Raw genomic sequence first — 23,640 nt, forward strand, 5'->3', positions numbered from 1 at the left:
TGCACGTATGCACGTCGTGCACACCGGCGACCTGTGGCAAACTCTTCCTCTTCAGCAACCCTCGCCACCCTTCACATGACCGTGTCCCGCACCATCCTCGCCCTGTCCCTGGCGCTCATCGGCAGCCAGGCTGCCGCCGCCGACCCTTATTTCCGCTTTCCGGCCGTACGCGGCGACACCATCGTGTTCACGGCCGAGGGCGATTTATGGCGCACCACGACGGCGGGCGGCAAGGCCACGCGCCTGACCACCCACCCGTCGGCGGAAACGCATGCGGCGATCTCGCACGACGGCAAGTTCGTCGCCTTCGCCGCCTCGTACGAGGGCGCGCAGGAAGCCTATGTGATGCCGGTCGAGGGCGGCCTGCCCAAGCGCATCACCTTCGAGAACGGTGGCGTGACGGTGCTGGGCTGGACCGCGCAGGGCGAAGTATTGGTCAGCACCGAGAACTCAGTCGGCCCCTCCAAGCACCGCGTGGTCGCGGCGCTCGATCCGGTGAAGCTGGCGCGCCGCGTGCTGCCGCTGGCCGACGCCAACGACGCCGTACTCTCAGACGACGGAAAAAGCGTCTTCTTCACGCGCATGGGCCTGTCGATGACCAACGATAACGTGCGCGCCTACCGTGGCGGCGCGCATGCCCAGCTTTGGCGTTTCGACCTCGGCTCGAAGCTTGAAGCGACCCCGCTGTTCAAGGGCGACACCGGCAACAACCGCCGCGCCATGTGGTGGCAGGGCCGCATCTATTTCATCAGCGACAGCGACGGTGCCGACAACATCTGGTCCGCGCTTCCGGACGGGAGTGACCGCCGTGCCCACACCAAGCACAGCGACTGGGACGTGCGTACCGCCTCGCTGGGGGACGGCCGCATCGCCTACCAGCTGGGGGCCGACCTGCGCGTGTTCGACATCGCCAGCGGGCTGGATACCCGACTCCAGGCCGGCCTGGTCTCGGACTTCGACCAGCAGCGCACGCGCCGCGTGCGCTCGCCGCTCGACGCGTTGACCGGCATCGAGCTGGCCAACAAGCTGGAGCGCATCGTGCTGACCGCGCGCGGGCGCGTGACCATCGCCGGCACCGGCAGCCACCGCCGCGTCGAGATCGCCGTGCCGGAAGGCGCGCGTGCCAGGTCCGCCGTGTTCAGCCACGACGACAAGTGGGTCTATGCCTTTGTCGACAGCACCGGCGAGAACGAGATCTGGCGCTATGCGGCCGATGGCTCTGGCAAGGGCGAGCGCCTGACCATCGACGGCGCCAGCCACCGCTCCGGCATCTATCCTTCGCCCGACGGCAAATGGCTGGCCCACACCGACAAGAAGGGCCGCACCTGGCTGTTTGATGTGGCGGCAAAAACCAATGTCATCATCGACGACGCCAAGCAAGCCGGCGCCGACCGCCCGGACCAGGTGGTATGGTCTCCCGACAGCCGCAACCTGGCGTTTGTGCGGGTCGGCAGCAGCGAGCAGCGCGAGCAGATCGGCATGTATCACCTGCCCTCGAAGACGATGGCGTTTGTCACGACCGACCGCTACACAGCCGATTCGCCGGTGTTTTCCTCGGACGGCAAGTGGCTGTACTTCCTGTCGGCGCGCCATTTCAACGTCGGTAATTCGGGACCCTGGGGCGACCGCAACATGGGACCGGTGTTCGACCGCCGCGTCGGCGTCTACGCGCTGGCCTTGCAGCCGGGCGTGCGCTTCCCGTTCAAGCCCGAAGATGAACTGACCAAGCCGGAAGCGGCGTCGCCCGAGGCCGCGGCCAAGGCGGCCGTGAAGGCGCCCGGCACGGACGAAGCGGATAGGAACGCGGCGGTGGCCGCCGCTGCCGCCGCGGCCACAGCAGCCACGGCCGCCGCACCCGACAAGGCCAAGGCGCCGGTGCCGGCGGTCGACTACGCGGGCCTGCGCGAGCGCCTGTACGAAGTGCCTATCGTGCCGGGCAACTACCGGGCACTGGCCATCGACGACAAGCGCCTGTACATCCTTGAGTCGGACAATGGCCGCAGCGGCGCCATCAAGACCCTGGAGATCGCCCGCAGCAGCCCGCAGCCGGAAGTCTTCGCCGCCAACGTGCGCGAGTTCGGCCTGAGCACGGACCGCAAGCACGTGTTTTATCGCACCTTCTCGGCCGCCGGTCCCGGCGACATGCTCATCGTGGCGGCCGGCGCCAAGGCCCCGGCCGACCTGGCCAAGGCCAAGGTCAAGATCGACGACTGGGCGGTGAGTACCAACCCGCGCCTGGAATGGAAGCAGATGTTCAACGACGCCTGGCGCATGCACCGCGACTTCCTGTACGACGCCAACATGCGCGGCGTCGACTGGAATGCCGCGCGCGCGCGCTACGCGCCGCTGGTCGAGCGCGTGACCGACCGCGCCGAGCTGGACGACGTGCTGGGCATGATGGTGGGCGAGGTCGGCGCGCTGCACTCTCAGATCCGTCCGGGCGACGTGCGCCGCGCCGTCGGCGAGGGCGTGCCTTCGAGCCTGGGCGCCGTGCTGGCGCGCACGCCTGAGGGCTTCCGCGTCGAGCGCGTCTACCGCAGCGAACCGGAACTGCCAAGCGAGCGTGGCCCGCTTTCCGCGCCCGACGTCGGCATCAAGGAAGGCGACATCCTTTTGGCCGTCAACGGCAAGTCGCTGGCAGAAAGCAGGGACATCGCCGACCTGCTGCTCGACCAGGCCGACAAGCAGGTGCTGCTGCAGGTGAAGACACCTGGCGCCAAGCCGCGCGCGACCATCGTCACTCCGGTCTCGATGGCGCGCCACGCCGCCCTGCGCTACGCGGACTGGGAACAGGGCAGGGCGCAGCAGGCCGATGCCCTTTCCAAGGGCAAGATCGGCTACCTGCACCTGCGCGCGATGACGGCGCGCGACATCAACGCCTTTGCCCGCGACTTCTACGCCAACATCAACAAGGAAGGCCTGGTGATCGACGTGCGCCGCAACAACGGCGGCAACATCGACAGCTGGATCATCGAGAAGCTGCTGCGCCGTTCATGGGCCTTCTGGAGCGCGAACGGCAACCTGCCGCAGTCGAACATGCAGAATACCTTCCGCGGCCATCTGGTGGTGCTGATGGACGAGCTGACCTATTCCGACGGCGAGACCTTCGCCGCCGGCGTCAAGGCCCTGAAGCTCGGGCCCCTGGTGGGCAAGCGCACGGCTGGTGCCGGCGTCTGGCTCAGCGACGGCAACGGCCTGTCGGATAACGGCATGGCGCGCGTGGCCGAATTCGGCCAGTTCGGGGCGGACGGCGAATGGCTGATCGAGGGTGTCGGCGTCTCGCCTGATGTCGAGGTCGACAACCTGCCGCACGAGACCTTCACGGGCCGCGACCGCCAGCTGGAAGTGGCAATCGAGCTGCTGCAGAAGAAGATGCTGGAGCAGCCGGTGAAGCAGTGGAAGCCGGCGGTGATTCCGGCGCTGAAGCGCTGATCCTGCAGGGTGGCCGGCTTTGCCGGCCGCGCGTTCAAACGGTAGTGACTTCGTGTCGCGGCGATTCTGTCCCTACGCCGGTTCAACGCGTGGGCAGAATCTGCCAACCCTACGGTGCGCGTGGCATTTCCCCGATCGGCTAAGGGCACATGGCATCTTCCTACCGGATGTCATCCGAATTCATCACCATGTCACACTAAGTTTCTAAACTGCAAGTATCCGATCCACTCCGATACCTGCCATGCACCTCGCGAAACTCCAGACCGGCACCAAGATCCTCGGCGCCTTCGGCATTGTTTCCTTCCTCCTGCTCCTCATCTCCGCCGTCGCCCTGTGGCGCATGCAGGCCACCGACGCGCTCACCACGGACCTGGTCCACGACAAGCTGGCCAAGCAGCAGCTCACTTCGGACCTGCTCGGCGTCGAGCGCCTGAACGCCTCGCGCACGGTCTCGATCGCGCGCAGCGACAGCCTCGAGCTGGCCGATTATTTCCAGGCCGAGCTGGCGGCCGGCGGCAAGGCCGCCGCCGCGATCGAGGCCAGGTTGACGCAGCTGCCGCGCAGCGAACACGAGCGCGCCCTGATGGACACGGCAGCTGACAACAAGGCGGCGCTGGCGAAGGTCCAGGCCGCGCTGTTCCAGGCCAAGGAGTTCGGCCAGACCGGCGTCGTCGACCAGCTCGTCACAGGCAGCTGGGAGCAGGCCGGCAAGGCGCACATCGCGGCACTGGAAGCGCTGCTCGCCTTCGAGACCTCCGAGGCGCACCGCCTTGCCGAAGAGTCGACATCGGCCTCCACGTTCGGCAAGGCCTTGCTGCTGGGGCTGGGACTCGGGGCGCTGGTGGTCGGCGTGCTGCTGGCCTGGACGCTCACCCGCAACATCGTCGGCCCGCTGCAGCAGGCCGTCCTGCTGGCCGAGCAGGTGGCGCACGGCGACCTGCGTCCGCTTATCCATCATGATCGCGGCGACGAGATCGGCCGCCTGTTCGATGCGCTCAACGGCATGACGCAGGATGTCTCCAGCACGGTGTCGCAGGTGCTGCAGGGCGCCCAGGCCATCGACGCGGCCTCGGGCGAAATCGCCGACGGTAACCACGACTTGTCGCGCCGCACCGAACGGCAGGCCAGCGCGCTGACCCAGACCGTCGGCGCGATGCAGGAACTCACCGAGGCGATCGGTCGCAACAATGCCAGCGCCCGTGACGCCAACCTGCTGGCGCAATCGGCCTCGAGCGTCGCAACCCAAAGCGCGCAAGCCGTCGAGCAGGTCGTGGCGCGCATGGGCGCCATCAAGGCCGCGGCCGACAAGATCGTCGACATTACCGGCATGATCGACAGCATCGCCTTCCAGACCAATATCCTGGCCCTGAATGCAGCGGTGGAAGCGGCGCGCGCCGGTGCCGAGGGACGCGGCTTCGCCGTGGTGGCGGCCGAGGTGCGCAACCTGGCCCAGCACTCTGCAACGGCGGCGAAGGAAATCAAGAAGCTGATTGGCGAATCGAGCCAGGAGATCAAGGCCGGCACCAGCATTGCCGGCACTGCCGGCGACACCATGCGCGCGGTGCTCGAGCACGTACACGATGTGGCCGGCATCCTCGGCGCGATCCACACGGCCAGCGCCGACCAGGCCCAGGGCGTGGCGCAGGTCAGCCAGGCGATCGCCGAGATGGACGAATCGACCCGGCAAAACGCGGCGATGGTCGAGCAGGCCGCGGCGGCGGCGCAATCGATGCGCCGGCAGGCGGCCGACCTGTCGGAACTGGTCGGCACGTTCAAGCTGCGTGCGGCCGCCCCGGCGCCGCGCGCCCTGGGCTTGGAAGCTTAAGCTTCGACGTCGCAGACCCGGTCGCGCCCCGCCGACTTGGCTTGGTACAGGCGGCGGTCGACCCGGTCCAGGAAGACTTCCGGATCGTCCTGGGCGCCGGGCACGATGGTGCCGACCCCCATGCTGATGGTCACCAGGCGGCCCACGCCGGAACGGGCATGCGGGAGCTCGGCCTGCCTGAGCATCTTGCGGCAGCGCTCGGCCACGTTGCGCGCCGCTTCCGCATCGGTGGCCGGCAGCAGCAGGACGAATTCTTCGCCGCCGAGGCGCGCGCACAGGTCGCGCGAGCGCGATGCGGCCACGTCGATCGCCTGGGCCACCCGGCGCAGGCATTCGTCGCCCTGCACGTGGCCGTAATGGTCGTTGTACTGCTTGAAGTAGTCGATGTCGATCACGACCAGCGACAGCGGCTCGCCGACGGCGCGCGCCTTGGCCCACTCGACCGGATACAGGGTGTCGAACATGCGGCGGTTGGCCACGCCGGTCAGGCTGTCGCGGTAGGACAGCACTTCGAGTTCGCGCTGCAGCTGCAGGATCTTGTCCTCGGCCTGCTTGCGCGCCGTGATGTCGAACATGAAGCCGACCAGCGAATCGACGCTGCCGTCCGGGCGCCGCACCACGTGCACCACGTCGCGGATCCAGACGGTGTCGCCATCGCGCGTCAGCGCCCGGTAGTCGGCTTCATGGTCCACGCCCTGCTGCGACTGGGCGACGCAGAAGTCGACCGTCTTCTGGCGGTCTTCCTCATGGATGCGCTCGGCCCAATCGTTCACCGAAATCCAGCTCGTTGGCGTCCAGCCGAGCAATTCCTCGATTTGGGGGCCGATGTAGGTGAAGCGCATGGTGCTCCAGTCGATGCGCCAGGGGATGGCGCGGGTCGATTCGAGCAGGGTGCGGTAGACGCCGGGATCGTCGCAGGCGACAGGGGCAGGATCGGGAAGGGGAGCGGTCATGGAGGAAGGCATGCAGGAAGGATGCTTATTGTAAATTGTGATGCCGGCCGTGGCGCGGCGGCGAAGGCGGCCGTTTAGATTGTTCAGTTGACTAGCGGGTCAATCGTGCCGAAAATGGGCTGGGCATCGTGCAGCTTCCGCCATGGCCGGCGCTGCCGCCGGCAAACCATGCGAGTCCGCCAATGGTAACGAATCAACCCGGTTTTCTCTTTGCAACCGGCATCGAGAACAGCATCCCCACCATCGATGGCGGCAGGGTTCGCATGGATGAGATGGCCTTGTGCGGCCACTACCGCCACTGGCGGCGCGATTTCGACCTGGTGCAGGACATCGGCATCCGCTTCCTGCGTTACGGCCCACCGCTGCACACGACCCTGCGGGGCGCCGGCCGCCACGACTGGTCGTTTGCCGACGAGGTATTCCCCGACCTGCGGCGGCGCGGCCTGGTGCCGATCGTCGACCTCTGCCATTTCGGCCTGCCCGATTTCCTCGGCAGTTTCCAGAACCCGGACTTTCCGCGGATTTTCGCCGACTATGCGCGCGCTTTCGCGCAGCGCTATCCCTGGATCCAGCTGTACACGCCGGTCAACGAGATGTCGATCTGCGCGCTGTTCTCGGCCCTGTATGGCTGGTGGAACGAGCAGCTGCGCAGCGACCAGGCCTTCGTGACGGCCCTCAAATACATCGTCAAGGCCAACCTTCTGGCCATGCGCGCGATCCTGGAAGTGCGCCCGGATGCGTTGTTCGTCCAGAGCGAATCGACCGAGTATTTCCATGCCATGTCGCCCGCGGCGATCGGCCCAGCCGAGACCCGCAACGCGCGCCGCTTCCTGTCGCTGGACCTGAACTACGGCCGCCGCGTGGATTCCACCATGTACGAATACCTGCTCGACAACGGCATGACGCGCGAGGAGTACCACTTCTTCCTGAATAACAACTTGAAGCACCACTGCATCATGGGGAACGATTATTACCAGACCAACGAGCACCACGTGTCGGCCGACGGCTCGACGGTGGCGTCCGGGGAAATCTTCGGGTATGCCGTGATCACGCACCAGTACTACAACCGCTACCGGCTGCCGGTGATGCACACGGAAACCAATTTGTGCCAGGGACCGTGCGGCGACGAGGCGGTCAAGTGGCTGCGCAAGGAATGGGCCAACGTGCTCCGGGTACGCAACAACGGCGTGCCCCTGGTCGGCTTTACCTGGTATTCGCTGACCGACCAGGTAGACTGGGACACGGGCCTGCGCGAGAACAATGGACATGTGAACGCCCTGGGCCTGGCCGACCTCGAGCGCAAGCTGCGTCCGGTCGGGCTGGCCTACCGCGACCTGATCCGGGACTGGACCGAAGTCCTGCCGACCCAGAGCGTCTGCCTGCAGGTGCCGCTGGCGCTGGCCCAGGACTATCCCGCGCTCGACCTGACCTGCCCGCATCCATTGCCGCATCCGGACGAGGCGACCGGCGCGCCCCGGAATGCGGAATAGGCCCGGCCGGCCGCGCGCTTCAAATCGCAGCGAGCGCCCGCCGCAAATCCTCCTGCTGGTCTGCCAGGTGCTCGATGCCCACCGACAGCCGGATCAAGCCATCGCCGATGCCCAGCTCCGCGCGCTGTTCAAACGGGATGCTGGCATGGGTCATCAGGGCCGGGTGCTCGATCAGGCTTTCCACGCCGCCCAGGCTTTCGGCCAGCGTGAAGACTTCGGAGGTTTCCAGGAAGCGGCGTGCGCCTGCCAGATCCGTGGCCAGGTCGATCGACACGATGCCCCCGAAACCGTTCATCTGGCGCCGCGCCAGCGCGTGCTGGGGGTGCGATTCCAGTCCCGGGTAGAACACCTTGCGCACCTTCGGCTCGTGCTCTAACCACTGGGCCAGCGCCAGCGCATTGGCGCTGCTGCGCTCCACGCGCAGGGCCAGGGTCTTGATCCCGCGCAGCACCAGGAAGCTGTCGAAGGGCCCCTGGATGGCGCCCACCGCATTCTGGATGAAGCCGAGCTGCTCGCCCAGTTCCTTGTGGTGCGCCTGCGTGCCGACTACCGCCACGCCGCCGATCACGTCGGAGTGGCCGTTCATGTACTTGGTGGTCGAGTGCACGACGATGTCGAAGCCCAGTTCCAGGGGGCGCTGGACGATTGGACTGGCGAAGGTGTTGTCGCAGACCGTGATGATGCCGCGCGCGCGGCACAGCGCGGCGATTGCCGCGAGATCGGCGAGTTTGAGCATCGGGTTGGTCGGCGTCTCGACCCACACCAGTTTGGTCTCGGGCGTGAGGGTGCGGGCCAGCGCGTCCGGATCGGTCAGGTCGGCATAGGCGAAGCTGTGGCCCGCGCTTTTCCGGCGCACGCGCTCGAACAGGCGGAAGGTGCCGCCGTACATGTCGTCGCCGGCCACGATGTGCGAATTGGCCGGCAGCAGTTCGAGCACCGCCGCGATCGCGGCCAGCCCCGAGGCAAACGCAAAGGCCGCGCCGCCGCTTTCGATATCGGCCACGCAGCGCTCCAGCGCCCAGCGGGTCGGATTGTGCGAGCGGCCGTAGTCCAGGCCCTTGTGCACGCCGGGGCTCTCCTGGCGGAAGGTCGAGGTGGCGAAGATCGGCGGCATGACGGCGCCGGTGCTTGGCTCCGGCGACTGGCCGCCGTGGATCACGCGGGTGGAGATGTGTTTTTTCTGTTCAGTCACGACAGGGTCCTTCGGAGATGGTTGAGCAGGTCGAAGCGGGTGATCAGGCCGTAGAAGCGGTCGCTGTCCGCAATGACGGCGGTCAGCCCGCGGTCGAGGATCTCGCGCAGCTGGCCCATGCTCGCTGATGGGTGCAGGGTCTGGAGCGTCGAGGTCATGGTGGTGGAGACCGGCGCATTGAACTGGCCGGCTTCCTGAGTCGAGCTTACGTGCAGCAGCAGGTCCGATTCGTCGATCAGGCCGGCCAGGCGCCCACCGCGGTCGATCACCGGCAGCTGCTGCAGGTCGCTGCTGCGCATGCGGTTGAAGGCGGTGAGCAGGGTGTCGGTGGGCGAGACCGTCACCACTTCGCCGTCATCGAAGCGGCGGCCGATCAGGTCGCGCAGGTCGCCCAGTTTGGGGCGCGTGAGCAGGCCCTGGTCGACCATCCAGCCGTCGCTGTATACCTTGGTGAGGTAGCGGGTGCCGGTGTCGCAGACAAAGGTCACGACCCGCTTGGGGCGGGTCTGCTCGCGGCAGTAGCGCAGCGCCGCCGCCAGCAGCGTGCCGGTGGACGAGCCGCCCAGGATGCCTTCCTGCTGCAGCAGCAGGCGTGCGGTGGTGAAGCTTTCCTCGTCGGTGATCGTATAGGCCTTCTTCACGCGCGACAGGTCGGCGATGCCCGGAATGAAGTCTTCGCCGATGCCCTCGACCGCCCACGAGCCGGCATCGGTGCGCAGCACGCCGGTGTTGATGTAGTCGGCCAGGATCGAGCCCTTCGGGTCGGCCAGCACGAATTCGAGGTTCGGCTGGATCTTGCGGAAATAGCGCGACAGGCCGGTCAGGGTGCCCGACGATCCGACGCCGACCACGATGGTGTCCAGCCGGTGGTTGACCTGGTCCCAGATCTCCGGGCCGGTGGTGGTTTCGTGGGCGCGCGGGTTGGCCGGGTTGTTGAACTGGTCGGCGAACCAGGCGCCCGGAATTTCTTTGGCCAGGCGCGCCGCATAATCCTGGTAATACTCGGGATGACCCTTGCCGACGTCGGAGCGCGTCAGGTGGATCTCGGCGCCGAGCGCCTTCAGGTGCAGGATTTTTTCGGCCGCCATTTTGTCCGGCACCACCAGCACCACGCGGTAGCCCTTGATGCGCGCCACCAGCGCCAGCCCCAGGCCGGTATTGCCGGCCGTGGCTTCGACCACGGTGCCGCCGGGCTGCAGGTGGCCGTCGTGCTCGGCCTGCTCGATCATGGCGCGCCCGATACGGTCCTTGATGGAGCCGCCGGGGTTTTGCGATTCGAGTTTCAGGAATAACTGGCAAGGACCGGTGTCGATCCGGGTCACCTCGATCAGCGGGGTGTCACCAATCAGCGAAAACAGTGCAGCTTGCGACGCATGTTGCATATTGCCTCCGGAAGGCCGGGCCGTGGCCCGGGCAGTGCTTGCGAAGAGCTGGCGCTTCGTGGGTAGGTATGGGCGCCAAGCCATGTAAAAAAGTCATGATAATGCGTTTGCGTCTGCTAGTGTTGATCTCGTAGGGGCAAGCATACGGCCGACTTCAGATCCGTCGATATTCGTAGGGTGGGCGAGTTCCTTCCCGCGCGGTTAACCAGCATGTAAACAGACGCGTCGCCGATTTCCCGGCGTGATCTGAGCGGGTGGGCAGAATCTGTCCACCCTACGGGTTCTCGGCTTTCAAACGGCGCCACAAGGTTGTGCGGCTAATGCCCAAATGTTTTGCGGCTGCATCGCGCTGCCCGCCGTAGCGTGCCAGCACGGCGGCGATGCTCTCGCTACCCGGCGCCGAAAGGGGCAGCGCAGCCAGCATGCCAAGCTCAGGAGCAATCGTCAACAGGAAACTCGGCGTCAAGGCCTGCAGCGGTTCGGCCGCCAGGAACAGCGCCAGCCGCTCCATCAGGTTGCGCAGTTCACGCACATTGCCCGGCCAGTCGTAGGCTTCCAGCAGCGGCGCGCAAGCCTTGACCTCGGCATGCGAATTCGGATGCGGCCTTGCGTCCAGCGCCGCCAGCGCATGCTTGAGCGACCATTCGGCCAGCGGCACGATGTCAGCCAGGCGCTCGCGCAGCGGCGGCAGCCGCAAGCGCAGCACGGCCAGCCGGTAGAACAGATCGGCGCGAAACCGCCCTTCACGCACGCGCGCTTCCAGGTCGCAGTGGGTGGCGCTGACCACGCGCACGTCGATCGGCACCGGGCGCGTGCCGCCGACGCGCATGACTTCGCGTTCTTCCAGCACCCGCAAGAGCCGGGTTTGCAGGCCGAGTGGCATCTCGCCGATTTCATCCAGGAAGAGGGTGCCCGTATTGGCCGCCTCGAACAGGCCTGCATGGCCGCCGCGGCGGGCGCCCGTGAACGCGCCTTCTTCGTGGCCGAACAGTTCGGATTCCAGCAGCGATTCGGCAATCGCCCCGCAGTTCACCGCCACGAAAGGCCGGTTGGCGCCACGGCGCGGCCCCTCGCGGTGGATGGCTTGCGCCACCAGTTCCTTGCCGCTGCCGGTTTCGCCGTGGATCAATACCGTGGCGGGCGAGCGCGCATACAGCACCACCGTCTGGCGCAGCCGCTCCATGGCGGCGGACTCCCCGCGCAGGTCGTGCAGGCCGCGCCGCGCGCGCCGGGTCTCGAGAGCCGGCGTGCGGCGCCCGCGGTTGGCTTCGAGCTGGGTCAGGCGCGCCATTTCGAGCGCGTCGTCGAAGGCCTGGCGGATCGAGGCGGCCGAATACAGGAAGACGGCGCCCAGGCCTGCTTCCTCGGCCAGGTCGGTGATCAGGCCGGCGCCCACGATGACCTCGATGCCGGCCGCCTTGAGGGCCTGGATGCCGGCGCGTGCATCTTCTTCGGTGACATAGGTGCGCTGGGCAATGGCGATGCCGAAGGTGGTGGCGAACTCGGCCAGTTCGCGCAGGGGTTCCTGGTAGGTGATCACGCCGATGCGCTCGGACACTTGCCGTGCGCGCGAGAGTGCCTGCATCACGTCGAAGCCGCTGGCCTTGGCCACGACCACCGGCGCCGAGACCCGTCCCTTGAGGTAGGCGGCGTTCGATCCGGCCGCGATCACGACGTCGCAACGCTCGGTGGCCATGCGCTCGCGCAGATGTCGTGCAGCTTCATCGAACCCGAGGTGCAGTGGTTCGATCAAAGCCAGGTGATCGTATTCGAGGGTGATGTCGCGGAACAGGTCGGACAGGCGCGATACCGACACGGTCCAGATCACAGGCTTGTCGCTGTCGGCGGCGCCGTTGGCCGGATTGCGGGAGGGATAACTCATGTTTCAAGTGTAGTCGATTTCATGTGCGGCGTTTCAGCCTGAAACATTGTTGCAATATAGCCTAAGGCGGCGTCTGCGTAAGTAAATGGTAAGCGCGCGGGGGTAGGCTGGGACTAGCCCTTGACAAGGCAACACAAGAACATCAGGAGACAACATGGAACAAGACCTCGTACGGCGGGTCAAGGCTGACCCCGACTACCACAAGCTGGTCAGGATGCGTTCGCGCTTCGGCTGGACCCTCACCTGGGCGATGATGATCGTCTACTACGGCTTCACGCTGCTGGTTGCCTTCAATAAAGAGTTCCTGGGCACCCGCATCGGCCAGGGCGTCATGACCTGGGGCATCCCGCTCGGCCTGTTCGTCATCGTGTTCACCATCGTGATCACCGGCATCTACGTGCGCCGCGCCAACGGCTTGTACGATGAACTGACCGACGCCATCCGCAAGAAGGTGGGAGCATGACGCGCCGCATGCCACGGCTTCATCGCAGCGCTGCTGCGCTGGCCCTGTTCGCGCTGTCCGGCATCGCCGCTGCCGCACCCGACCTGGGCCAGGCCGCCAAGCAGACCACCAACTGGACCGCGATCATCATGTTCGCGGCTTTCGTCATCTTCACGCTCTTCATCACCAAGTGGGCAGCGTCGAAAACCCGTTCGGCCTCGGATTTCTACACCGCGGGCGGCGGCATCACCGGTTTCCAGAACGGGCTGGCGATCGCGGGCGACTTCATGTCGGCCGCTTCCTTCCTCGGCATTTCGGCGGCCGTCTTCCTCGACGGTTTCGACGGACTGATATACGCCATCGGCTTCCTGGTCGGCTGGCCCATCATCACCTTCCTGATGGCCGAACGCCTGCGCAACCTGGGGCGCTTCACCTTTGCCGACGTCGCCGCCTACCGCTTCCACCAGAAGCCGATCCGCGTCTTTGCCGCCTCGGGCACCCTGGTCGTGGTGCTGTTCTATCTCATCGCCCAGATGGTCGGCGCCGGCCAGCTCATCAAGCTGCTGTTCGGCCTTGACTACTGGATCGCGGTGGTGATCGTCGGCGTGCTGATGATGGTCTATGTGCTGTTCGGCGGCATGACCGCCACCACCTGGGTGCAGATCATCAAGGCCGTGCTGCTGCTCTCGGGCGCCTCGTACATGGCGTTCGCGGTCCTGGCGCAATTCAACTTCAGCCCGGAAAAGTTGTTCGCCACCGCGACCGAGCTGCACGCCAAGGGCTTCTCCATCATGGGGCCGGGTAACTTCGTCAAAGACCCGATCTCCGCGATTTCCTTCGGCATGGCCTTGATGTTCGGCACCGCCGGCCTGCCGCACATCCTGATGCGCTTCTTTACCGTCCCGAGCGCCAAGGAGGCGCGCAAGTCGGTGCTGTGGGCCACCACCTGGATCGGCTATTTCTACATCCTCACCTTCATCATCGGCTTCGGCGCGATCGTGCTGGTCGGGACCAATCCCGAATTCAAAGATGCAGCAGGCAAATTGCTGGGCGGGAACAACATGGCGGCGGTGCACCTGGCCAAGGCCGTGGGCGGCGACATCTTCCTCGGCTTCATCTCGGCGGTGGCCTTCGCCACCATCCTCGCGGTGGTGGCTGGCCTGACCCTGTCCGGGGCCTCGGCCGTCTCGCACGACCTGTATGCCACCGTGTTCGCCAAGGGAACGGCCACCAGCAGCAGCGAGCTGCGGGTCTCGAAGATCACCACGATTTGCCTCGGTTTCATTGCGGTGCTGCTCGGTATCGCCTTCGAAAAGCAGAACGTGGCCTTCATGGTGTCGCTGGCGTTCGCGATCGCGGCCTCGGCCAATTTCCCGGTACTGTTCATGTCGGTGCTATGGAAGGACTGCACCACCCGCGGTGCGACGGTCGGCGGCTTCCTTGGCCTGGGCACGGCGGTGCTCCTGACGGTGGTATCGAAGTCGGTCTGGGTCGACGTGCTGGGCAATGCGGCGGCGATCTTCCCCTACACCTCGCCGGCGATCTTCTCGATGCCGATCGGCTTCTTCGGCATCTGGCTGTTCTCGGTGACGGACAAGAGCCCGCGCGCGGCCATCGACAGGGCCGGCTTCGAAGCGCAGGAAGTGCGGTCGGAAACCGGCATCGGTGCCTCGGGCGCCAGCGGACATTGAGCCCCTGCTGCCACTGACGGGCTGCAAACGTCTTTCCAACCCCGCTACGGCGGGGTTTTTTATTGATATCATGTTCCATTCTGCGTTTCATCGTGAAACATGATGAAACGCAATAGACGAGAAAAACCGCCGACGGTGCGCTGAAACGCGGCCAAGTGCTTGAAATTCGTTGCAATCGTCCGCCCGCACGCGCTGGCACGCCCCTTGCATCAGAGGGTTGGTATTCGTTCAACGTATCAATTGAAAGGTTTAGCATGAGCCAGTATTCCGCCGGTGCGGCATTCCGCAAGGCAGTCCAGGAAGAATCCCCGCTGCAGGTCGTCGGCGCCATCAATGCCAACCACGCCCTGCTGGCCAAGCGCGCCGGTTTCAAGGCGATCTACCTGTCCGGCGGCGGCGTCGCTGCCGGCTCGCTGGGCCTGCCGGACCTGGGCATCTCGAACCTGGACGACGTACTGGTCGACGTGCGCCGCATCACGGATGTGTGCGACCTGCCACTGCTGGTCGACATCGACACCGGTTTTGGCGCCTCGGCCTTCAACGTCGCCCGCAGCGTGCGTTCGCTGATCAAGGCCGGCGCGGCGGCTTGCCATATCGAAGACCAGGTCGGCGCCAAGCGCTGCGGCCATCGTCCGGGCAAGGAAATCGTCGACCTGGACGAAATGGTGGACCGCGTGAAAGCGGCTGCCGACGCTCGCACCGACGAAGACTTTGTCATCATGGCGCGCACCGATGCGCTGGCCGTGGAAGGCCTGGACGCCGCGATCGAACGCGCCGTGGCCTGCGTCGAAGCCGGTGCCGACATGATCTTCCCGGAAGCCATGACCAGCCTCGAGATGTACAGGCAGTTCGCCGACGCCGTGAAGGTGCCGGTGCTGGCCAACATCACCGAATTCGGCGCGACCCCGCTGTTCACCGTCGAGGAACTGAAAAGCGCCCACGTCGCCCTGGCGCTGTACCCGCTGTCAGCCTTCCGCGCCATGAACAAGGCGGCCGAAAACGTGTATAACGCCATTCGCCGCGACGGCACCCAGCAGAACGTGCTGGACACGATGCAGACCCGCGCCGAGCTGTACGACCGCATTGATTATCACAGCTTTGAAGCTAAGCTCGACGCTTTGTTCGCCCAGAAAAAAACCAAGTAACCAGGAGACCGCATGAGCACCCAGAACAACGACATCCCGACCTTCAAGCCGAAGAAATCGGTGGCCCTGTCCGGCGTCGCCGCCGGCAATACGGCGCTGTGCTCGGTTGGCAAGTCGGGCAACGATTTGCATTACCGCGGCTATGACATCCTGGACGTCGCCACCAGCTGCGAATTCGAGGAAATCGCCTACCTGCTGGTGCACGGCAAGCTGCCGACCCAAGCAGAACTGAAAGGCTACAAGGCCAAGCTGAAATCGCTGCGCGGCCTGCCGCAGGCGGTCAAGAGCGCGCTGGAAGCGCTGCCGGCAGGCGCCCACCCGATGGACGTGATGCGCACCGGCGTGTCGACCCTGGGCTGCACCTTGCCCGAGAAGGACGACCACAATATCCCCGGCGCGCGCGACATCGCCGACCGCCTGATGGCCTCCTTCGGCTCGATGCTGCTGTACTGGTATCACTACAGCCACAATGGCAAGCGCATTGAGGTAGAAACCGACGACGATTCGATCGGCGGCCACTTCCTGCACCTGCTGCACGGCCACGCACCAAAAGAAGAGTGGGTGCGCGCCATGCACACCTCGCTCATCCTGTATGCCGAACACGAATTCAACGCCTCGACCTTCACCGCGCGCGTCATCGCAGGCACCGGCTCGGACATGCACTCGGCCATCACCGGCGCGATCGGCGCGCTGCGCGGCCCGAAGCACGGCGGCGCCAACGAAGTGGCGCTGGACATCCAGAAGCGCTACGAGAACGCCGATGAAGCCGAAGCCGACATCCGCAACCGCGTGGCCAACAAGGAAGTCGTGATCGGCTTCGGCCACCCGGTCTACACCATCAGCGACCCGCGCAACGTGGTGATCAAGGAAGTGGCGCGTTCGCTGTCCGCGGAAGGTGGTTCGATGAAGATGTTCGACATCGCCGAGCGTCTTGAGTCGGTGATGTGGGAAGTGAAGAAGATGTTCCCGAACCTGGACTGGTTCTCGGCCGTCTCGTACCACATGATGGGCGTGCCGACCGCCATGTTCACGCCGCTGTTCGTCATCTCGCGCACCTCCGGCTGGGCCGCGCACGTGATCGAGCAGCGCATCGACAACAAGATCATCCGCCCGAGCGCGAACTACGTCGGTCCGGAGGACCTGCAGTTCGTGCCGATCGCGGATCGGAAGTAAGAAGCAAGCAGGGCCGGGCAGGATTGGTTGATAGCGCGAGACGCACACCGTGAACGCTGATACCGGCCTGCACCCTTGGCACGTCGTTCCCGCGCAGGCGGGAACCAATTTGCTTGCGGACCACTCGCACAAATTCAGGCGGCCCGCAACAGCAGCCCGTCGTACCGGCGAAGGCCGGTACCCAAGTTTGTGTGCAGGCCACTCACGCAGAAATTGGATCCCGGCCTTCGCCGGGATGACGGTTGTTAGGGCGGCTAATCAATCGAGCACCATCGAGTAATCGAACACTTCGAGCAAACGAGCCTCATCATGAACACCAATCACCGCAAACCCCTCCCTGGCACCAGCCTGGACTATTTCGACGTGCGCAGCGCGATCGACGCCATCCAGCCCGGCGCCTACGACACGCTGCCCTACACCTCGCGCGTGCTGGCCGAGAACCTGGTCCGGCGCTGCGACCCGGCCACCATGACCGACTCGCTCAAGCAGCTCATCGAGCGCAAGCAGGATCTCGATTTCCCCTGGTTCCCGGCGCGCGTGGTCTGCCACGACATTCTGGGCCAGACGGCCCTGGTCGACCTGGCCGGCCTGCGCGACGCCATTGCCCTGCAGGGCGGCGACCCGGCCCTGGTCAACCCGGTGGTGCCGACCCAGCTGGTGGTCGACCACTCGCTGGCCGTGGAATGCGGCGGCTTCGATCCGGACGCGTTTGCCAAGAACCGCGCCATCGAAGACCGCCGCAACGAAGACCGCTTTCACTTCATCGAGTGGACCAAGAAAGCCTTCCAGAACGTCGACGTGATCCCGCCGGGGAACGGCATCCTGCACCAGATCAACCTGGAACGCATGTCGCCGGTGATCCAGTCCGAAAACGGCGTGGCCTACCCGGACACCCTGGTCGGCACCGATTCGCACACCCCGATGGTCGACGCCCTCGGCGTGATCGCCATCGGCGTGGGCGGATTGGAAGCGGAAAGCGTCATGCTGGGCCGCGCCTCCTGGATGCGCCTGCCGGACATCATCGGCGTCGAACTCACTGGTAAAGCGCAGCCAGGCATCACCGCCACCGACATCGTGCTGGCGCTGACCGAATTCCTGCGCAATTCGAAAGTCGTATCGAGCTACCTCGAGTTCTACGGTGCCGGCGCGTCCAGCCTGACCCTGGGCGACCGCGCGACGATCTCGAACATGGCCCCGGAATTCGGCGCGACCGCCGCGATGTTCTACATCGACGAGCAGACCATCAAATACCTGCGCCTGACCGGCCGCGAAGAAGAGACCGTGCACCTGGTCGAGACCTATGCGAAAGAAGCGGGCCTGTGGGCGGACAGCCTCAAGACCGCGCAGTACGAGCGCACGCTGAGGTTTGATTTGTCGAGCGTTGTGCGCAACATCGCCGGCCCGTCGAACCCGCACAAGCGGGTGCCGACTTCCGAGCTGGCCGCGCGCGGCATTTCGGGCGTGGTCGAGAACCGGGTTGTGAACGGAAAGGGCCTGATGCCGGACGGCGCCGTGATCATCGCGGCGATCACCAGCTGCACCAACACGAATAACCCGCGCAACATGATCGCGGCCGGCCTGATTGCGCGTAACGCCAACCGCGCAGGCCTGCAGCGCAAGCCCTGGGTCAAGAGCTCGCTGGCGCCGGGATCGAAAGCCGTGGCGCTCTACCTGGACGAAGCCGGCCTCACCCCCGAGCTCGACAAGCTGGGCTTCGGCGTGGTGGCCTTTGCCTGCACCACCTGCAACGGCATGAGCGGCGCGCTCGACCCCGTCATCCAGCAGGAGATCATCGAGCGCGACCTGTACGCGACTGCGGTCCTGTCGGGTAACCGCAATTTCGACGGCCGCATCCACCCGTATGCCAAGCAGGCCTTCCTGGCTTCGCCGCCGCTGGTGGTGGCCTATGCGATTGCCGGCACCATCCGCTTCGACATCGAGAAGGACGTGCTGGGCATCGACGCTAGTGGAAAAGAGATCCGCCTGGCCGACCTGTGGCCCTCGGACGAGGAAATCGACGCCGTCGTGGAAAGCAGCGTCAAGCCGGACCAGTTCCGCAAGGTCTATACGCCGATGTTTGCGCGCGTCGCGGACGATGGCGTCAAGGTCAGCCCGCTGTACGACTGGCGCGCGCCGAGCACCTATATCCGCCGTCCGCCCTACTGGGAAGGCGCGCTGGCCGGCGAACGTAGCCTGGCCGGCATGCGGCCGCTGGCGGTCCTGGGCGACAACATCACCACCGACCACCTGTCGCCGTCGAACGCCATCATGCTCGACTCCGCCGCCGGCGAATACCTGGCGAAGATGGGCCTGCCGGAAGAAGACTTCAACTCCTACGCCACCCACCGGGGCGACCACCTGACCGCGCAGCGCGCCACCTTTGCCAACCCGACGCTGAAGAACGAGATGGTGCGGGGCGAGGACGGCAGCGTGAAGGCCGGTTCCCTGGCGCGCGTGGAGCCGGAAGGGCAGGTTACCCGCATGTGGGAAGCCATCGAGACCTATATGGAGCGCAAGCAGCCGCTGATCGTGATCGCCGGCGCCGACTACGGCCAGGGCTCCTCGCGCGACTGGGCAGCCAAGGGCGTGCGCCTGGCGGGCGTGGAAGCGATCGTGGCCGAAGGCTTCGAACGCATCCACCGCACCAACCTGGTGGGCATGGGCGTGCTGCCGCTCGAGTTCAAGCCGGGCGTGAACCGCCTCACGCTTGGCATCGACGGCACCGAGACCTTCGATGTGGTGGGCGAGTGCACGCCGCGTACCGACCTGCTGCTCGTGATCCATCGCCGCAGCGGCGAGCGTCTCGAGGTGCCGGTCACCTGCCGTCTCGATACGGCCGAGGAAGTGGCGATCTACGAGGCGGGCGGCGTGCTGCAGCGCTTCGCGCAGGATTTCCTGGAGTCGTCGGCGCCGAAAGCCGCCGCGTAGGCAGGTGACGACGCACTTTATTTGAGCTGCCCTTTGCACGTCGTTCCCGCCAATCTTGCACGCGTCGCTACAACGCAAGCCTGCGCGGGGGCGACCCTCATATTGTAACGATGAATATCACCTGAGTTACCGATGCCACACATCCCCCAAATCAAAATCCCCGCCACCTACATGCGAGGCGGCACCAGCAAAGGCGTCTTCTTCCGTCTCGACGACCTGCCGGAAGCGGCGCGCGTGCCCGGACCGGCGCGTGACGCCCTCTTGCAACGCGTGATCGGCAGCCCCGACCCCTATGCCAAGCAGATCGACGGCATGGGCGGCGCCACCTCGAGCACCAGCAAGGCCGTGATCGTCGCCAGAAGCACCCGCGAAGGCCATGACGTCGACTACCTGTTCGGCCAGGTCTCGATCGACAAGCCCTTCGTCGACTGGAGCGGCAACTGCGGTAACCTGTCCTCGGCGGTCGGGTCGTTTGCCATCGCCAGCGGCCTGGTCGATTCACAGCGCGTACCGCAGGACGGCATGGCCAAGGTGCGCATCTGGCAGGCCAACATCGGCAAGACCATCATCGCCCACGTTCCGGTAGTGAGCGGGGAAGTGCAGGAAACCGGCGACTTCGAACTCGACGGCGTGACCTTCCCGGCGGCCGAAGTGCAGCTCGAATTCCTTGACCCGGCAGCCGAGGAAGAAGGCGCGGGCGCGGGTGTGGCAAATTCGATGTTCCCGACCGGAAACCTGGTTGACGAGCTCGACGTCCCCGGCGTCGGCACGCTCAAAGCGACCATGATCAACGCCGGCATCCCGACCATCTTCGTCAATGCCGACGCGCTCGGCTACGACGGCACCGAGCTGCAGGACGCGATCAACGGCGACGCGCGTGCGCTGGCCATGTTCGAGACCATTCGCGCCCATGGCGCGCTGCGCATGGGCCTCATCAGCAGCATCGAGGAAGCGGGCAAGCGCCAGCACACGCCCAAGGTGGCGTTTGTCGCCAAGCCGGCCGGCTATGTCGCCTCGAGCGGCAAGCAGGTGGCGCAGGGCGACATCGACCTGCTGGTGCGGGCCCTGTCGATGGGCAAGCTGCACCACGCGATGATGGGCACGGCCGCAGTGGCGATCGGCACCGCCGCCGCCATTCCCGGCACCCTGGTCAACCTGGCGGCCGGAGGCGGCGCCCGTACGGCGGTGCGTTTCGGCCACCCGTCCGGCACCTTGCGCGTCGGCGCCGAGGCGGTGGAAGTGGACGGCCAGTGGAGCGTGTCCAAGGCCATCATGAGCCGCAGTGCGCGGGTGCTGATGGAAGGCTGGGTGCGGGTGCCCGGTGACTGTTTCTGAGCAGTGAATTGACCTTGCGAGTGAGGGGCCGTAACAACATGGTCCCTCCCTCGTGCTTGTTAGTTTTGGAACATCGGCCATTTGTGGATTATGATTGCCAAAAGGCAACGTAGCCCTGGCAGACAAGAATCACCATGGACCGACTCTCGACCAAGCACCCGCACACGGCAGGGAGCACCGCCACCGCCACCGCCATGCCCCGGCCTTCCGCCCTCGAGGCGGCTGCCCTCGAGCAGGAGATGCTGCAGATCGCGCTGCGCGAGCAGCGTGCCATCCTGGAGAACGCCCCGGTCGGCATCGTCTTCACGCTGCCGGGCCAGTTCAAGTCCTGCAATCCGCGCATCTGCGAGATGCTGGGCTACACTTATGCCGAGATGTCGCGCCTGCACCCGGTCGAGGTCTTCGGCTCGCCGCGCGATTACCAGGTGCTGGTGGCCGAAGCCTATCCGGTGCTGGCCGCCGGCGGCCTGTTCGAAAAAGGCGAGCATCCGTTCCGCCGCCGCGACGGCTCGATGATGTGGGCGCGTCTGCGCGGCCGCGCCGTCGATCCCGGCGCGCGCGAAGCCGGCACCATCTGGATCGCGGAAGACGTCACCGACGTGCGCCAGACCCAGATCGAGGTGCAGGCGATCATGACCAATGCGACGGTCGGCATCATGTTCGTCCGTAACCGCATCATCCAGCGCTACAACCCGGCCTTTGCCCGCATGTTCGGCTACCGCGACGGCGAGGCGCTGGGCCGCTCCACCCGCATCGTCTACCCAAGCGAGCAGGCCTTTCAGGATTTCAGCGCCACCGCCTACCCGCAGCTGGCGCGTGGCATTCCCTACCGCAGCGAGACCGAGCTGGTATGCAAGGACGGCTCGCGCATCTGGGGACAGCTCAACGGCTGCCTGTTCAACCAGGACGATCCGGAACTGGGCACGATCTGGATGTTCGAAGACCGAAGGCGCGAGCGCTTCGACGAGATTCAGCTGCGCAACGCCCTGCTGGAGAACCGCGCCATCCTCGACAACGCGGTGCTCGGCATCGCGGTGGTGGAAGAGGGCGCGACCCTGCACTGCAACGCCAAGATGGAAGAGCTGTTCGGCAGCCCGGCTGGCGGCATGGACGGCACGCCGGTGCGCGCCCTGTATCCGGACGAAGCCACCTGGCGCCTGGCGCGCGTGGAGACCGCGCGCAACTTCGGCGCGGGCCAGGTGCATACCGCCGAATACCAGTTGACGCGGCGTGACGGCACGCGGTTCTGGGCGCGCCTGTCGGGCCGCCTGTTCGACGCCGCCGACAAGCGCGGGCGCAGCGTCTGGCTGTTAGATGACGTCACCGCGCGGCGCGAAGCCGCCGATGCGATCCGCCGCGCGCGCGACGAGCTGGAAGTCCGGGTGGCCGAACGCACCGCCGAACTGGCCGGGGCCAATGCGCTGCTGCAGGAAGAAATCAACGAGCGGCGCCAGGCCGAGGCGCGCGTGCACCACATGGCCTACCACGACAGCCTGACCGGGCTGCCCAACCGCGCGCTGCTGTCCGACCGCATCGACTGCGCGCTGAAGGCAAGCCAGCGCAACGGCCGCAAGCTGGCCGTGATGTTCCTCGACCTCGACCGCTTCAAAAACATCAACGATTCGCTCGGGCACGCCACCGGCGACCATCTGCTGCGCGAAGTCGCGCGGCGCCTGTGCGCGGCAGTGCGCGACAGCGACACCGTGGCACGCCTGGGCGGGGATGAATTCGTGGTGCTGCTGCCCGAGGCCGGCGGGGCCCAGGAATGCGCGCAGGTCGCCGACAAGATTATCCAAGCGCTGGCCACGCCTTTTGCGCTGGACGGCCACAGCCTGCACATCACGCCCTCGATCGGCATCTGCCTGTGCCCGGACAACGGCGAGGATGTGGACACCCTGATGCGCCATGCCGACGCGGCGATGTACCACGCCAAGGCGGCCGGCCGTAACAACTACCAGTTCTTCGACCAGCGCCTGAACCAGGCCGCCGCGCACCGCTTCGAGCTCGAATCGAACCTGCGCAACGCGCTTGCGCTCAGCGAGTTCGAGCTGCATTACCAGCCGATCATCGACACCGCCACGCGCCGCCTGCATGCACTCGAGGTGCTGCTGCGCTGGAGGAAGGGCGGCAGCCACCTGCTGGTGGGGCCGGACGAATTCATCCCGATCCTGGAAGAGAACGGGATGATCGTACCGGTCGGCGAGTGGGTGATCCGCAGCGCCTGCGAGCAGAGCATGGCCTGGCAGTCCCAGGGGCTGGCCGCGGTGCCGCTCGCGATCAACCTGTCGGCGCGCCAGTTCATGCACGACGGGCTGGTCGACTCGATGCGCCGCATCCTGGACGAGACCGGCATCGACCCGTCGCTGGTGGAGTTCGAGATCACGGAAACGGCGCTGATGCAGCATGGCGGGCGCACGCTCGAGATCCTGCGCCAGATTAACGGCATGGGCATGCGCCTGTCGATCGACGACTTCGGCACCGGCTATTCGAGCCTGGCCTATCTGAAGCGCTTCCCGGTCCGCAAGATCAAGATCGACCGCGCCTTTGTGCGCGAGATCGAGGCCAGCGCGGAAGACCGCGCCATCGTCGCGGCCGTAATGGCACTGGCCAACAGCCTGCAGCTGTCGGTCGTCGCCGAAGGCGTGGAGACGGAAGGGCAGTACGCGCTGCTCAGCGGCTACGGCTGCCAGTTCGCGCAGGGCTATCTGTTCGCGCGGCCGCTGCCGGCGCCGGACGCGGCGCGGCTGCTGGGCGCCCTCGAGCGCTGACC

The 23,640-nt window shown here is 66.0% G+C and carries 14 protein-coding genes; 10 read left to right on the forward strand and 4 right to left on the reverse strand.

What is annotated here, in order from left to right:
• The first annotated feature begins 75 nt into the window (after positions 1 to 75).
• Complete coding sequence (locus AC56K1_RS17175; protein WP_497159005.1) at positions 76 to 3,432, forward strand: S41 family peptidase; 3,357 nt, start codon at positions 76 to 78, stop codon at positions 3,430 to 3,432.
• A 241-nt stretch (positions 3,433 to 3,673) separates the two neighbouring features.
• Positions 3,674 to 5,257: a methyl-accepting chemotaxis protein gene (locus AC56K1_RS17180; RefSeq protein WP_497159006.1), complete on the forward strand. Its 1,584-nt coding sequence runs from the start codon at positions 3,674 to 3,676 to the stop codon at positions 5,255 to 5,257.
• On the opposite strand, the gene AC56K1_RS17185 is transcribed toward AC56K1_RS17180, so the two are convergent.
• Positions 5,254 to 6,210 carry a diguanylate cyclase domain-containing protein gene (locus tag AC56K1_RS17185; protein ID WP_497159007.1) on the reverse strand — a complete coding sequence of 319 codons (957 nt, stop codon included), beginning with the start codon at positions 6,208 to 6,210 and terminating at the stop codon, positions 5,254 to 5,256. The genes AC56K1_RS17180 and AC56K1_RS17185 overlap by 4 nt on opposite strands.
• A gap of 182 nt (positions 6,211 to 6,392) precedes the next feature.
• On the opposite strand from AC56K1_RS17185, the gene AC56K1_RS17190 reads away from it, so the two are divergent.
• Positions 6,393 to 7,700 (forward strand): family 1 glycosylhydrolase, encoded by a 1,308-nt coding sequence (locus AC56K1_RS17190; RefSeq protein ID WP_497159008.1) that lies wholly within the window; start codon positions 6,393 to 6,395, stop codon positions 7,698 to 7,700.
• 19 nt (positions 7,701 to 7,719) lie between these two features.
• On the opposite strand, the gene AC56K1_RS17195 is transcribed toward AC56K1_RS17190, so the two are convergent.
• The 3 genes from AC56K1_RS17195 to prpR form a co-directional block, all read right to left on the reverse strand.
• Complete coding sequence (locus AC56K1_RS17195) at positions 7,720 to 8,892, reverse strand: trans-sulfuration enzyme family protein (RefSeq protein WP_497159009.1); 1,173 nt, start codon at positions 8,890 to 8,892, stop codon at positions 7,720 to 7,722.
• Complete coding sequence (locus AC56K1_RS17200; protein WP_497159010.1) at positions 8,889 to 10,274, reverse strand: pyridoxal-phosphate dependent enzyme; 1,386 nt, start codon at positions 10,272 to 10,274, stop codon at positions 8,889 to 8,891. The genes AC56K1_RS17195 and AC56K1_RS17200 overlap by 4 nt, the downstream gene beginning before the upstream one ends.
• Positions 10,275 to 10,548: 274 nt before the next feature.
• On the reverse strand, positions 10,549 to 12,156 hold the full coding sequence (gene prpR, locus AC56K1_RS17205) for a propionate catabolism operon regulatory protein PrpR (RefSeq protein WP_497159011.1): 1,608 nt from the start codon (positions 12,154 to 12,156) through the stop codon (positions 10,549 to 10,551).
• A 154-nt stretch (positions 12,157 to 12,310) separates the two neighbouring features.
• Between prpR and AC56K1_RS17210 the strand changes: the two genes are divergently transcribed.
• From AC56K1_RS17210 to AC56K1_RS17240, 7 genes are all read left to right on the forward strand, one after another.
• On the forward strand, positions 12,311 to 12,619 hold the full coding sequence (locus tag AC56K1_RS17210) for a DUF485 domain-containing protein (protein ID WP_497159012.1): 309 nt from the start codon (positions 12,311 to 12,313) through the stop codon (positions 12,617 to 12,619).
• Positions 12,620 to 12,627: 8 nt separating this feature from the next.
• Positions 12,628 to 14,289 carry a cation acetate symporter gene (locus AC56K1_RS17215; protein ID WP_497159013.1) on the forward strand — a complete coding sequence of 554 codons (1,662 nt, stop codon included), beginning with the start codon at positions 12,628 to 12,630 and terminating at the stop codon, positions 14,287 to 14,289.
• A 254-nt stretch (positions 14,290 to 14,543) separates the two neighbouring features.
• Positions 14,544 to 15,434 carry a methylisocitrate lyase gene (gene prpB / locus AC56K1_RS17220; RefSeq protein WP_497159014.1) on the forward strand — a complete coding sequence of 297 codons (891 nt, stop codon included), beginning with the start codon at positions 14,544 to 14,546 and terminating at the stop codon, positions 15,432 to 15,434.
• Positions 15,435 to 15,446: 12 nt separating this feature from the next.
• Positions 15,447 to 16,607: a bifunctional 2-methylcitrate synthase/citrate synthase gene (gene prpC / locus AC56K1_RS17225; protein ID WP_497159015.1), complete on the forward strand. Its 1,161-nt coding sequence runs from the start codon at positions 15,447 to 15,449 to the stop codon at positions 16,605 to 16,607.
• A 309-nt stretch (positions 16,608 to 16,916) separates the two neighbouring features.
• Positions 16,917 to 19,535 carry a Fe/S-dependent 2-methylisocitrate dehydratase AcnD gene (gene acnD / locus AC56K1_RS17230; protein WP_497159016.1) on the forward strand — a complete coding sequence of 873 codons (2,619 nt, stop codon included), beginning with the start codon at positions 16,917 to 16,919 and terminating at the stop codon, positions 19,533 to 19,535.
• Positions 19,536 to 19,667: 132 nt separating this feature from the next.
• Positions 19,668 to 20,870 (forward strand): 2-methylaconitate cis-trans isomerase PrpF, encoded by a 1,203-nt coding sequence (prpF, locus tag AC56K1_RS17235; protein WP_497159017.1) that lies wholly within the window; start codon positions 19,668 to 19,670, stop codon positions 20,868 to 20,870.
• A 134-nt stretch (positions 20,871 to 21,004) separates the two neighbouring features.
• Positions 21,005 to 23,638, forward strand: a complete 2,634-nt coding sequence (locus tag AC56K1_RS17240; protein ID WP_497159018.1) for a sensor domain-containing protein — start codon at positions 21,005 to 21,007, stop codon at positions 23,636 to 23,638.
• Positions 23,639 to 23,640: the final 2 nt, after the last annotated feature.

The organism is Telluria sp. ZB4P37, from assembly GCF_059685855.1.

Excerpts from the sequence above, each read along its gene's own strand:
- AC56K1_RS17175 (WP_497159005.1), top strand. The coding sequence starts at position 76 with ATGACCGTGTCCCGCACCATCCTCGCCCTGTCCCTGGCGCTCATCGGC.
- AC56K1_RS17180 (WP_497159006.1), top strand. The coding sequence starts at position 3,674 with ATGCACCTCGCGAAACTCCAGACCGGCACCAAGATCCTCGGCGCCTTC.
- AC56K1_RS17185 (WP_497159007.1), bottom strand. The coding sequence starts at position 6,210 with ATGACCGCTCCCCTTCCCGATCCTGCCCCTGTCGCCTGCGACGATCCC.
- AC56K1_RS17190 (WP_497159008.1), top strand. The coding sequence starts at position 6,393 with ATGGTAACGAATCAACCCGGTTTTCTCTTTGCAACCGGCATCGAGAAC.
- AC56K1_RS17200 (WP_497159010.1), bottom strand. The coding sequence starts at position 10,274 with ATGCAACATGCGTCGCAAGCTGCACTGTTTTCGCTGATTGGTGACACC.
- prpR (WP_497159011.1), bottom strand. The coding sequence starts at position 12,156 with ATGAGTTATCCCTCCCGCAATCCGGCCAACGGCGCCGCCGACAGCGAC.
- AC56K1_RS17210 (WP_497159012.1), top strand. The coding sequence starts at position 12,311 with ATGGAACAAGACCTCGTACGGCGGGTCAAGGCTGACCCCGACTACCAC.
- AC56K1_RS17215 (WP_497159013.1), top strand. The coding sequence starts at position 12,628 with ATGCCACGGCTTCATCGCAGCGCTGCTGCGCTGGCCCTGTTCGCGCTG.
- prpB (WP_497159014.1), top strand. The coding sequence starts at position 14,544 with ATGAGCCAGTATTCCGCCGGTGCGGCATTCCGCAAGGCAGTCCAGGAA.
- prpC (WP_497159015.1), top strand. The coding sequence starts at position 15,447 with ATGAGCACCCAGAACAACGACATCCCGACCTTCAAGCCGAAGAAATCG.
- acnD (WP_497159016.1), top strand. The coding sequence starts at position 16,917 with ATGAACACCAATCACCGCAAACCCCTCCCTGGCACCAGCCTGGACTAT.
- prpF (WP_497159017.1), top strand. The coding sequence starts at position 19,668 with ATGCCACACATCCCCCAAATCAAAATCCCCGCCACCTACATGCGAGGC.
- AC56K1_RS17240 (WP_497159018.1), top strand. The coding sequence starts at position 21,005 with ATGGACCGACTCTCGACCAAGCACCCGCACACGGCAGGGAGCACCGCC.